Here is a 12,867-nt window from a genome sequence, read left to right as displayed (position 1 = left end):
CAGGGGGAGCAGGGGGAGAAATAATTCTTTTTCAATAATGCTTTTTCTCCTCCAGCCTCTCCAGCTTCCTCAGCCTATCACCATGCAAAGTTTCCTTGGCAGACTACTAGTCTGTACGAGATGCTTCATCAAACCAAGCCTTTAATGGCTTAGGACTTACGCACTGAAGGCTGAAACCTAGATCCCCCCTAGCCCACGCCAGTCGCTCATGGGGGAAACCCCCAAGACCGCGCTGGCTCCCCTTCAAAAGGGAGGAATTTATAAAGCCCCCTTTTTAAGGGGGTTGGGGGATCTGAGTGCGTAAGTTCTGTGGCTGTTCAGCATCGGGATATACTTCCCAAAACTTTCGTAATGTGCTGCGGGCAATGATTCGCATCATGAGATTATAATTACAACGATTACAGCACTGAGGGTATGACAATTACGCTTTTAAGGCTTGCAGCATAAGGATTATACAAGGGTGCATTATTCTAACTTTAGTGGAGAATAGATTCAGCATTCCTGTACAATCCTTGTTCCCCCTCCGCCTACCCGGCTTCTCTTCTCCTAAACCAACCCCATCTCCTGTAACCCCTGACGTAGCCTTTTCGCTTCTTCGGGGTTGTATCTTTCGTGGAGGGCGATCGCTTTTTTAAAGACTGTTAAACTATCTTGATGATTGCCGGCTTTGAGCAACACTACCCCTAAATTTTGATACGCTTCAGCATAATAGGGGTTTAAGTTGATTGCTGCTTGGTAAGAGGCGATCGCATCAGTTAGCAAACCCATTGCTTTGAATATCATCCCCATGTTGTAATGACCAACAACAAAAGTCGGGTCAATTTTCAAAGTTGTGGCGTAAGCATTTTTTGCACCGTTTAAATCTCCCGCTGCTTTGAGTAAGTTACCCAAATTGTTATATGCTCCTAGTTTGAGCATGGGATAAATTGGCAACTTAATCGCGGCTTGATAGTGAGAAATAGCCTGTGGGAAATCTCGTAAACGACTGTGAGCAATGCCTAAATGATAGTGGAGTTCGTATAAGATATCGTAGTTTTCATCACTAGTCGCAACTCCTCGTTTCAGCAATTCCATACCTTGGCTAATTTTCCCAGTTTCTACATACAGCGCCCCCAACTTACTGCAAACATATGGGTCATCAGGATGAGTAGCCAGAAACGCTTCCATCGCCGCAGCGGCTTTAGCGTATTTGTTGTTTTGGGCGATCGCGTTTTTTTGATATCCTGTGTGTAAAATTGCTACCCCTGGTAAATAACCTACCTGCCAATTGGGGTCTTTCATTAACATTAATGACACACTGTCATCTATCAAAGCATGGTACGGACGTTCAAAGCGAATATCTGGGTGATTGCGAAATAGTCGGGAAACCAGGGAATAGGGAGATTGTTCTGCACCAACTTCTTGGCGGACGAGGTTGATTAGCAAATATTCATCTCTGGCGATCGCCTCTTTCAACTGCGGTACAATTCCTGATGTCAGAACCTCATCAGCATCCAATACCAAAATCCAGTCTCCTGTGACGTATTTTAGCGCTGCATTCCGAGCAGCACTAAAGTCATTGCACCATTGAAAGTGATGGACTTTTGCACCAAATTGTTTGGCAATATAGGGAGTGCGATCAATTGAGCCTGTATCTACAATTACCATTTCATCTACTACTTTTCTGACACTGCTCAGACATTTAGACAGTGTTGCTGCTTCATTTTTGACAATCATGCACAGACTGAGACTCATATAATGCGTAATTCGTAATTCGTAATGACGCTTGATGATTCGCTAGCGCTTCTCTACGAGAGGCTACGCCAACGCTAACGTAATTCGTTATTAATATACACAGATAAATGCTAAATACAGGCGGTTTTGACTACGTTGTCTGGTTTTACAAAATATACATACTTTCCAATTTGATATCATAAGCTAATCATCACCTCCTTTATAAAAATGCGTCGGGAAAACCCATTCCTTCTCGGTAGGTGATGAAAGACGCCCCAACGCCGTTGACGGTTAACAGTCAACAGTCAACTGTCAACATTAAATCCCATCACCTTTTAGGGGTGGGATGAGTTTAAATAATTCAAGTTTACAACTCGTTTATACCAGTATTTTTGCTTCTACTTAGTACTTTAATTATGTGCAAAAATCAAGATTAAGAATCAGTGAGTGAGTAATTCTAGCGGAAAGGGTAAATGTAATGCAGGGTCAAACCGTGGGTGGACGTTACCAAATTCTCACTCAACTAGGACAAGGGGGATTTGGCAAGACTTTCTTAGCTCAAGACATGCAACGACCAGGAAATCCGCATTGTGTTGTTAAGCATTTTAAACCACTCTCTACCGATCCATACACATTAGAGCAAGCTAAACGTTTATTTGACCTAGAAGCAGCCACCCTAGAAATATTGGGAAAGTGCGATCAAATTCCCCAACTATTAGCTCACTTTGAAGACAATCAAGAATTTTATTTAGTTCAAGAATTTATTGTAGGTCACGACCTCAGTCAAGAAATACCTCCTATAGGCAACTTCCTAACTGAAGCTGAGGTAATTCAACTTTTAAAAGACATTTTGGAAGTTCTTGCAGTTGTTCATCGACACAATGTAATTCACCGCGATCTCAAACCTGCCAATATTCGGCGAAGAAAATCAGATAACAAAATAGTGTTAATTGACTTTGGAGCAGTCAAACAAATCAGTACCCAAATAGCTAATTCTCAAGGCAAAGCAAGTGTCACCGTTGTGATTGGAACTCACGGTTATATGCCAAGTGAACAAGCCAATCAAGTCCCAAACTTGAGTAGCGATATCTATGCAGTGGGAATTATTGCTATCCAAGCCTTGACTGGAATCAATCCTGCTATTGATGGTGGGCAAAGATTACCCAGAAACTCCGATACAGGAGAAATTGATTGGCGAAACCAAGCACAAGTTAGCCCGGAGCTAGCAGAAATTATTGACAAAATGGTGCGTTATGACTTTCGTCAACGTTACTCTACAGCAGAGGCGGTATTGCAAGTTTTAAATAAGCTGGAACAAATACCAGTTACGACAATTGAACAACAATCTTTGCCATTTGCACCACCGAGAAAACTTTTGCTTGCACTAGGAATAATCGCAGCAGTTGCTACGGCTATTGTATTTTTATCCCAATTAATAACCCCAGCTTTCAAGTTTTTAACCTATGAAAATTCTAGTTATGGAATAAAGATAAACTATCCTGAGAGTTGGGCAAGACAAGATGTAGCAAACCCTGTTACTGGAGAATTAGTTACATTCTTATCACCAAAACAAAATGACACTGATAAATTTCAAGAAAAAATAACTATTAGTACAGAACCACTTTCTACCACCTTAGACGAATCTAGAGATTTATTTATACAGGAAATTAAGAATAGTTTGTCAGGGGCTAATATTTTGGATACTAGTGAAACCACTCTGGCAAATAAAAGAGCTAATAAATTAGTTTTTACTGGAAAAAGCGGAGAGAATAGTTTAAAAAATCTGCAAGTTTGGACTTTAAAAGGCGATCAAGCATACGTCATTACTTATACAGCAGCAATAGATGATTATGATAAGTTTGTGCAAACAGCAGAAACAATGATTAAATCATTTGAAATTAATTAATTATTCAAGAAGTAGGGGGTAGGGGAATTTTAGATTTTAGATTTTGGATTGAACAATCTAAAATCCAAAATGGAAGGGGCAACGACTTGCTCACGAGTATCAAAGGCTCGCTCACGAATATCAAAGATTCACTCACGAATATCAAAGACTCGTCCACAAATATTAAAGATTCACTCACGAATATCAAAGACTCGTCCACAAATATTAAAGATTCACTCACTAATATCAAAGACTCGTCCACGAATATTAAAGATTCACTCACTAATATCAAAGATTTGCTCACTAATATTAAAGACTCGTCCACGAATATCAAAGACTAAAGATAAGATTTCTTCCTTACCACTCTTCCATCACTTTCATGAGACAATAAATGAATACCCAAACTGGAAGCAAAACCAAAGCCACTGTCTGGGTGGTAGAAAAAGGTCATGCACGGCCTCGTCTAGACCATCTCACTACCGAAGAACCCCTAGAAATTCGCCTTCTCCCTCTTCGCAAAACGGTAGCTGTTACCATGCGAACACCAGGGGCAGATTTTGAACTAGCTGCTGGTTTTCTCTACAGTGAAGGCGTGATTAACTGCAAGAAAGATATCCAACGCATGAGCTACTGTGTGAATGACTCATTTGATGGTCAGCAGCGCTACAACATCGTGAATGTGGAACTCAGAGATGGATTAATTCCAGATTTACAGCCTTTGGAGCGTCACTTTTACACCTCCAGTGCTTGCGGAGTTTGCGGTAAAGCTAGTCTTGAGGCTTTGCGTATGCGGGGTTGTTCAGTGATACCTCAAGGTTTAAAGGTGACGCCGGAAATTATTTACAGCTTACCGAATCAACTTCGCGCTGCTCAAGGTATCTTCACTGCTACAGGGGGTTTGCACGCTGCGGCTACCTTCGATGCTCAAGGACAGCTGTTAAATCTGCGGGAGGATGTTGGGCGTCACAATGCTTTGGATAAATTGATCGGTACAGCTTTGCTCAGCGATGAATTGCCTCTAAATAATCATATTGTTATGGTTAGTGGACGCTCTAGTTTTGAGATTTTGCAAAAGTCTACAACTGCTGGAGTTCCGATTGTCTGTTCGGTTTCTGCTCCCAGCAGTTTGGCGGTGTCTGTGGCTCAAGAATTCGGAATTACCTTAATTGGATTTCTGCGCGGAGAACGGTTTAATGTCTACACTGGTTGGGATAGGATAAATGCTGCTTAAAGAAACATAGGTAAAAGTAGATCTGAGAAACAGGTAATTAATATGACAGATTTTCAAATTAAAGGAATCAACCACATTGCTTTGGTATGTAAAGACATGGCACGGACTGTGGACTTTTACACCAATACATTAGGCTTGAAGTTGATCAAAACCATTGCTTTACCAGATGGTGGACAGCATTTCTTTTTTGACATTGGTAATGGGGATGCTTTGGCTTTTTTCTGGTTCCCCTCAGCACCGCAAGCTGCACCTGGTATTGCGTCTGTGGGACTTGATGCCTTTCAGACTGGTAATGTAACTACCGCACATGGTTCATTAAATCATTTGGCATTTAATGTTCCACTGGAAAAAATTGAGGAGTACAGAGAAAAACTGATAGCCAAAGGTGTACAAACGACGCCTGTTTTACACCATGCAGATGTCCCCTCTGGTTATACTCCAGAACTTGACGAAAATACATTTATTTCCTCAATTTATTTCTTTGATCCTGATGGTATTTTGTTAGAGTTTGCTGCAAATGTGCGCTCTTTGGGTGATCCTGTGCGGGATCTGCAACATCAATCAGCTACAGTTAAGTAGTTAAAAAGAGGTGTTGTATTTGTCGTATGATTTATTGGGCTACGCCCCGCTACGCTAACACGCAGCGGAAAGTCTGTAGCAAGATCCCGCAGGGTGCGCCGGCTTCCGGCGAACAGAACTTTCCAAGAAAGAGGCGCGGAGAGGATAAGGAGTTTTAAATCTCAGTGCCTCAATTTTATCCTTTGTGTAACGCCTAGAAAGAACTATCATGCTATTGTGGCGGGATATTTGGAAAAACAATGTTTTATAAGGGCAATATTTGGTAAGTATGGGTTTCCAATATACTGATGCGATCGCCACTATAGCAGCGATTAATTTTGAGGATTTGGTGAGTTTTTATACCAAGCTGTTAGAACAAAAACCAGCAACTTTAATTCCAAATGTTTATGCTGAGTTTCATCTAGCTAGTTTGCGATTAGGTATTTTTAAACCTAAAAAAATACACGAATCTGAATTTGGAAGTATTGCCAAAAGTAAGATAAGTTTATGTTTAGAGGTGAGTAACTTGGAAGATGCGATCGCTCACCTAACTGCTTTGGGCTATCCCCCACCGGGAAATATTTCTATTGCTTCTCATGGCAGAGAAATTTATGCTTATGATCCCGATGGTAATCGTTTGATTTTACATCAAACCTTAGATGATAATTCGTAATTCGTAATTAACAAATGGCTATAACTCAAAACTATAAATTAAATCTGATTCAATGGTATCCAGGTCACATTGCTAAAGCTGAAAAAAATCTCAAAGAACAGCTGAAGCGGGTAGATGTGGTTTTAGAGGTACGAGACGCCCGGATTCCTTTGGCGACACACCATCCGCAAATAAGTGAGTGGGTGGGGAGTAAGGCGCGGGTATTGGTAATCAACCGCGTAGACATGATTACTCCACAAGTGCGATCGCTATGGATAGATTGGTTCAAGCGTCAAGGAGAAGTCCCCTATTTTACCAACGCTCAACATGGTAAAGGTATAGCAGAAATAATGCAGGCAGCGCAAGCCGCTGGGGTGGCACTTAATCAAAGAAGACGCGATCGCGGGATGTTACCGCGTCCAGTCCGTGCTGTGGTAATTGGTTTTCCCAATGTTGGTAAATCAGCTTTAATTAATCGTCTGTTGGGAAAACGGGTAGTGGAAAGTGCAGCCCGTCCTGGGGTAACTCGTCAACTGCGTTGGGTGCGAATTTCCGAGCATTTGGAACTGCTAGATGCTCCTGGTGTCATTCCTGCAAGGATGGAAGACCAAGAAGCAGCCTTAAAATTAGCGATATGTGATGATATCGGTGAAGCCTCTTACGATAATCAGCTAGTAGCAGCAGCATTAGTAGATTTGCTGAACTATCTCGAAGCTGTAGCGCCTGATTTATTACCAAAGAAGCCATTACAGTCGCGTTACGAACTCGATTCTATATCCGACACTGGAGATGTTTATTTACACGCCTTAGCAGAGCATCGTTATAAAGGTGATGTAGAACGAGCTGCAAGGCAACTTTTAACAGATTTTCGTAAAGGATTATTGGGTACACTTCCTTTAGAATTACCGCCGAATTAAAACAGCGGGTAGAAAATAAAAAATTGTTAATTTCTCATTTTTAATTGAGCTGCCCGCACCCTTACAATCAGCATAGTTCCAGATGTAAATAATATTCCTAGTAACAGATTTTTCAGGCTGAGGTGTTTGCCACTTTCACTTATTAAAATACCTTCCAGCATCAGAGAAGGTATTAATATCCCACCATAAACCAATAGCTTAGAAAACATCAACTTTGCTTTTGCTAGTAAAATTATTATGGCTAAGCCTACTCCTAGAGGTATAAAAGTTAGTGCATAGTAAAAAACTTTCTGCTTTTTGGGAATTAAATCTAGTAAGTTGAAAGAGTAATAATTCTGGAAATTATCTACATAAACTTGAATAGTCGCTCTGACATAAGTAATGACTATGCGATGAGGGTTAGTATCTACAAAAACATTAGGTATATTCAGTTTTAACTCTGACCCATTTTCTCCAGTAATTGGCGTTCGTAGTCGAAAATCTAAGTTGTTTCCCTGCTGCGCTAATGTCAAATTACGACGCAGAGAATTACCGGAAACTGAGACAATACGGGCAGGGCCTAACTGCTCTGTGTTAGCAGTAGAAACTGTAGTACTGAGCGTAAATTCAGATGTTTGACTGATTCTTTTGCTGAGAGAGGCAACAGGAGTAGCTGTTTGTAACCAATGACTGGAACTGAGAAAAGCCCCTTTACCATTCTGCATATCTGAAGGCTGTCCTTGCCACAATAGTTCTGGCAGTTGTCCTGTCTGTTCTTTATAGCAACATTTTCCATTTAATCGGTAAGAAGCTAACAAAGAAGTACCAAGTTTATCAAAGTAACTTGAGTTAGCTAATCCTTGTGCTACCTCATTTGTTGATATGGCTCTATCCGCAATGTAAACTTCAGATACATATCCTTGCCAAGGTCTGTCTCCTGTGCGTTCGTTACCAATTGTTAACGGATAATTGACATCCCAATTACTCAGATTTGTTGTACTTTGCCAAAATAGCGAAATCATAAATATCAGAAATATATACCCCAAAAAACAGGCTGCTATCTGTTTGTTTGAACGGCTAGACTTACTATTTTCTATATATGCTACTGTGTTAGCAAAGCTTTGATGATTCCATAGATAAAAGCAAATAAAACCTAACAGCCCCCCAATGGTATTATTCATAATATCCGCTGGAGTAGGTGTTCTTGAAGGTAGGAATACTTGCAAAAATTCAACTGTTAGTGATAAGCCAGCACTCACCAAGGTAGCTATGAAAATTTGTACAAATGTTTTCATCCTAAGCTTTTGCAAAAGGCTGGTAAGACTGAAGCCTATAGGTATAAACAGCAAAACATTATTTACTTGGTCTTGAAAATAACTGGTATTGTTAAAACTGGCAAAAAGTTTTGCCAGGGAAAAACTATTTGGGATTGAAAAATTAAAAGGATAAAGTGTAGCAAATAGTACTAACAATATGCTGATGATAAAAATCAATAAACTTGAAGAGTCTTGATGGAAAATTGTGCGTTTATTCATAATTTTTTATGTTATTTTTGTGCTTGGTAATAGGCTGATTATAATTACTAATTTTCATTAATGTTTTCATTAATGTACGTATAAATGCAATGTTGAACTGTGCAAGAGATAAATGCTGCTTTTATATTATTTACCCAGAGATAATTATGAGCAATGAATTATGAAGAATTTATAGTTCTATTGTGAAGAACACATAAGTCCTTTTTTATTGAATTGAATAATGATGACTTTGATCAGTTTGGCAAAAAAATTCTGTAGTTTAAGATAGAGTTTTGCTGTTTTGGTATTTGTGCTAACTATTTTTAGAGACAGCAGGGATTGTCTTTGCTGCACAAGTTCTTTGTGGCGATCGCTCATTCTTCTTTTATATCTAAAAATAGTTCCTAGGTAATATTTACTACAGACAGTTGTCGTAATGCCGTTAACAGTGTCATAAAGAAAAGGTGAAGGGTTAACCCTTGGCGTATACCTGAGATTAAACTTGCTTGCGCCCCAGCTTCCAGGATAGACATATCACACTCATGACTGAACTCACGCTATGCCTACGAGAAGGAGATACCGAGACAACGGTTACAGTCGATCAAGATGTATTCACAATTGGTCGGTTGCCAGAATGTGACTTATACTTACCTTTTGTCGGAGTTTCCCGTAATCATGCACGGCTTGTGAAAACATCTGTCGGTGTGTGGACGATTGAGGATCTGGGTAGCAAAAACGGGACGCAAGTAAATAAATGTCTTGTTCGCTGTCCCCAACAGTTACATCATGGCGATGTTATCTACTTGGGCAATGTTAGCTTAGCAGTGCTACTCGCCACTCCTGCGGCACAGTTGACACCTGAGTATGTGCTAGCTACAGAAAATAATGAGCAAAGAACAATCTTTCGTAATGTCGAACAATTACAACAGCAGTGGATTGAAGCTGATAGCAAAGATGGCAACATCAGCAATAAAGACAAAACTATTGCCCGTCTCAAAGACTTAGTGGATATAGCTAAAAATCTCTGTGCTGCAGCGTCTATAGAAGAGATTTTCTCTCAGGTGCAACAAGTTGTTTTTCGTTACCTTGATAGTATTGACCGTTTAGCATTATTAATTGATGTTGGTGGTTGCGGTCAGTTGGAGTTAGTCAATGCTGCTACCAGAAATATTTTCCAACAAAAACATCTTGCCGCTGATGGCAGTTGGATTAGTCGTAGTATTTGTCAAAAGGTATTTGAGGAAAAAGTTGTTATTCAAACGGCTGATACTCATAAGGATGAACGGTTTTCTAGTGAACACAGTATTTTAGTCAAAGGTATTCGCAGCGCGATGGCAGTACCTTTATGGGATGAAAATAAAGTTGTAGGCGTTCTTTATGCCGATGCCCATCTTTCTTCTTATCATTGGGCAAATGAAGGCGAGGAAGAACTCAGCTTTTTTTCGGCTTTGGCAAACCTTGTAGCTTCTAGTGTGCAACGTTGGCTATTGGTAGAGAAACTCAGAACTGAAGAGGTGATTCGTCACCGACTAGAACGCTATCATTCTCCATCTGTGGTACAGCAATTAATATCTGTAGGCGGTTTGCCAGGTGGTCGATTAGCTCCCGCAGAGAGCGAAATCAGTATTTTATTTGCAGATTTAGTCGGTTTTACAGCAATTTCTGAAAAGTTAACACCAACTGCGATCGCTCAACTATTAAATAATTTATTTGAAGAGATGCTACAAGAAGTGTTCGGCTGTGGCGGCACTTTGGATAAATATATCGGAGATTGTATTATGGCATTCTTTGGCGCTCCAGAGCCGCAACCAGATCACGCCGATCGCGCAACTACTGCGGCTAAGGGAATGCTCACTCGTCTAGCATGTCTCAATGCCAATGGTTTTTGGCACGAACCGCTACAATTGCGTATTGCTATAAACAGTGGTAAGGCTGTAGTGGGAGATGTTGGTAGTTCGCAGAGGGTAGACTATACAGCATTAGGCGCTACGATTAATCTTGCTGCTCGTATGGAAGCAGTCTGTCCCCCTGGTGAATGCGTGATTAGCGAAGCCACTTATAAAATGCTTTCGCAACCTTCATATTTCCAAGAAATGGGAGATCATCGTTTCAAAGGTATTGATCGATTGGTGAAGGTTTATCAAACGAGAATGCGCCAAGAGAAATTTATCAATCAAGATACAGAAATGCCAGGAACATCACATTTTCCCGCCAGTCATTGACCAAACTTAGTCAGGAAGTGCTGAGTTACCGAACTTCTGAATCGGAGGAAACCTCCGCTCAGAGTTCTCGCTGAGTTGAGGACAAAGTGCTGAGTGCTGAGTAGTGTTATACCAATTCTGTCTAAAGATGCGCTCAACTATATAAATCAAACACGAACCGCCAAGTACGCCAAGTATACCTTCTCTGCGAAAGGCTTCGCCAACGCGGAGCGTCTCATTGGCGCAGCTTCACAAAGAAACGGTATTAGCGGATAGCTATGGTTTAACCCGTGCTGAGTGAAATAATTTTAATTGTCGAAAAGAGTTGAATTTTTACTTTATGAAATCGCTGCTTTTTCTTATGATTTTGTTTGCAAAAGTTCAATTTAGAATATGTGTTTTGCTGATCATAGGTTGCTTGTATAGTATGTTATATAGGTTCTTTTTACTTAAATTTGTTTAACGATAAATACACGGTTATTCCGTATATTTTGTTTCTAAGTTAATTGCAAAATTGTAATATTAAGCCACCAATTCTTGGCTAACAGACTAAAATTTAGGTGGTAGCTTCCACACATATAGTATGTGTAACACTATGAAGTTTACCCGAAGCTATTTTTTAACGGGAGGTCAGGTAATGGCTATCGCCACCATTAATCCCGCCACTGGGGAAACGCTCAAAACCTTTGAGCCACTTAACGATGCAGAAATTGCCGCCAAACTTGATTTGGCACATCAGGCTTTTGAGGAGTATCGCCAAACTAGTTTTTCTAAGCGATCGCACTGGTTGCAAAAAGCTGCGGACATCCTAGAGCAAGAGAAAGCAGAATTTGCTAAAGTGATGACTCTAGAAATGGGCAAACCGTTCAAAGCAGCGATCGCAGAAGTAGAAAAATGCGCCGCCGTTTGCCGTTACTATGCCGAACACGCACCTAGCTTTTTGGCTGATGTTGCTGTAAAAACCGATGCCAGCCATAGTTTTGTCCGCTACCAACCATTGGGCGCAATTCTTGCGGTGATGCCGTGGAATTTCCCTTTTTGGCAAGTTTTCCGTTTTGCTGCACCTGCATTAATGGCGGGCAACGTCGGCTTACTCAAACACGCTTCCAATGTGCCGCAGTGCGCCTTGGCAATTGAAGATATTATCCAACGAGCAGGTTTTCCCAAGGGTGCATTTCAAACTCTGTTGATCGGTGCTGCCAAAGTCGCCGATTTAATGGCTGATGAACGAGTGAAAGCCGCTACCTTGACAGGAAGTGAACCAGCAGGCGCATCCCTCGCCGCGGCGGCGGGAAAACAAATCAAAAAAACTGTCTTGGAATTGGGAGGAAGTGATCCATTTATTGTGTTAGCAAGTGCTGATTTAGAGACAGCAGTTGTCACAGCTACTACAGCGCGGATGTTAAATAATGGGCAATCATGTATTGCAGCGAAACGGTTTATTGTAGCAGAAGCGATCGCTGACAAATTTGAAAAATTACTTTTAGAAAAATTCGAGGCGCTGAAAGTTGGCGATCCCATGCAACTAGACACAGATTTAGGCCCATTAGCAACCCCCGGTATTCTCCAAGATTTAGACCAGCAAGTGCAAGCTGCTATTGATAGCGGTGGTAAAGTTCTCACAGGTGGACATCCTTTATCAGATCGTTCGGGGAACTTTTATCCACCAACGATTATCAAAGATATCCCCCACGACAGTTCAATTGCCAAAGAAGAATTTTTTGGCCCGGTAGCATTGTTATTCCGGGTTCCCAATATCGATGCTGCTATTAAACTTGCTAATGCTACACCCTTTGGTTTAGGCGCAAGTGCTTGGACAACAAATGAGCAAGAACGCGATCGCTTAGTTGAGGAAATTGAAGCAGGTGCGGTATTTATCAACGGTATGGTTAAATCCGATCCGCGATTGCCTTTTGGAGGTACTAAGCGTTCTGGGTATGGCAGAGAACTGAGTATCCAGGGTATACATGAATTTGTCAACGTTAAAACTGTGTGGGTGAAGTGATCAGGTATCGGTTACTGGGGACTGGGTATTGGGGATCGGGTACCGGGTATTAGGGATTAGAGATTGGGTATTAAGGATTAGGTATCAAAAACTGGGTGTTGAATATTGGTATTAGAAAAACTCACTCCCAGTCCCCAGTCCCCATTGCCCCTTATCCCCAGAGGGGGCCCCGAGTTCCCCAGTCCCCAGTTCCCAATTTTGTTCATCGCTAG

The 12,867-nt window shown here is 41.1% G+C and carries 10 protein-coding genes; 7 read left to right on the top strand and 3 right to left on the bottom strand.

Going from position 1 to position 12,867, the window contains the following annotated elements; all coding sequences use genetic code 11:
* Window positions 1-546 precede the first annotated feature (546 nt).
* A complete protein-coding gene (locus FNW02_RS24640) occupies window positions 547-1,716 on the bottom strand; it encodes a glycosyltransferase (protein WP_191760158.1) in 1,170 nt (389 codons plus the stop codon).
* 475 nt (window positions 1,717-2,191) lie between these two features.
* Between FNW02_RS24640 and FNW02_RS24635 the strand changes: the two genes are divergently transcribed.
* From FNW02_RS24635 to ylqF, 5 genes are all read left to right on the top strand, one after another.
* Complete coding sequence (locus FNW02_RS24635) at window positions 2,192-3,619, top strand: serine/threonine-protein kinase (RefSeq protein ID WP_191760120.1); 1,428 nt, start codon at window positions 2,192-2,194, stop codon at window positions 3,617-3,619.
* Window positions 3,620-3,989: 370 nt separating this feature from the next.
* Window positions 3,990-4,829, top strand: coding sequence for a formate dehydrogenase accessory sulfurtransferase FdhD (gene fdhD, locus FNW02_RS24630; protein WP_191760119.1), 840 nt, complete (start codon window positions 3,990-3,992; stop codon window positions 4,827-4,829).
* Between the two features lie 42 nt (window positions 4,830-4,871).
* Window positions 4,872-5,408 carry a VOC family protein gene (locus FNW02_RS24625; protein WP_191760118.1) on the top strand — a complete coding sequence of 179 codons (537 nt, stop codon included), beginning with the start codon at window positions 4,872-4,874 and terminating at the stop codon, window positions 5,406-5,408.
* Between the two features lie 268 nt (window positions 5,409-5,676).
* Entirely contained in the window at window positions 5,677-6,060 is a 384-nt protein-coding gene (locus FNW02_RS24620) for a VOC family protein (protein ID WP_191760117.1), read from the top strand.
* A gap of 14 nt (window positions 6,061-6,074) precedes the next feature.
* Window positions 6,075-6,956, top strand: coding sequence for a ribosome biogenesis GTPase YlqF (ylqF, locus tag FNW02_RS24615; protein WP_191760116.1), 882 nt, complete (start codon window positions 6,075-6,077; stop codon window positions 6,954-6,956).
* 26 nt (window positions 6,957-6,982) lie between these two features.
* On the opposite strand, the gene FNW02_RS24610 is transcribed toward ylqF, so the two are convergent.
* Together FNW02_RS24610 and FNW02_RS39630 are read right to left on the bottom strand one after the other, a co-directional pair.
* Window positions 6,983-8,470 carry a VanZ family protein gene (locus FNW02_RS24610; protein ID WP_191760115.1) on the bottom strand — a complete coding sequence of 496 codons (1,488 nt, stop codon included), beginning with the start codon at window positions 8,468-8,470 and terminating at the stop codon, window positions 6,983-6,985.
* A gap of 383 nt (window positions 8,471-8,853) precedes the next feature.
* On the bottom strand, window positions 8,854-8,982 hold the full coding sequence (locus FNW02_RS39630) for a hypothetical protein (protein WP_263627819.1): 129 nt from the start codon (window positions 8,980-8,982) through the stop codon (window positions 8,854-8,856).
* Window positions 8,983-8,991: 9 nt separating this feature from the next.
* Between FNW02_RS39630 and FNW02_RS24605 the strand changes: the two genes are divergently transcribed.
* Both FNW02_RS24605 and FNW02_RS24600 read left to right on the top strand, forming a co-directional pair.
* On the top strand, window positions 8,992-10,671 hold the full coding sequence (locus FNW02_RS24605) for an adenylate/guanylate cyclase domain-containing protein (RefSeq protein ID WP_191760114.1): 1,680 nt from the start codon (window positions 8,992-8,994) through the stop codon (window positions 10,669-10,671).
* 616 nt (window positions 10,672-11,287) lie between these two features.
* Complete coding sequence (locus FNW02_RS24600) at window positions 11,288-12,655, top strand: NAD-dependent succinate-semialdehyde dehydrogenase (protein ID WP_191760113.1); 1,368 nt, start codon at window positions 11,288-11,290, stop codon at window positions 12,653-12,655.
* The last annotated feature ends 212 nt before the right edge of the window (window positions 12,656-12,867 follow it).

Origin of the sequence: Komarekiella delphini-convector SJRDD-AB1 (assembly GCF_014831675.1) — a bacterium.
Lineage (GTDB): Bacteria > Cyanobacteriota > Cyanobacteriia > Cyanobacteriales > Nostocaceae > Komarekiella.
The sequence above is the reverse complement of the archived record's forward strand: the minus strand, read 5'-3'. Positions and strand labels throughout refer to the sequence as shown.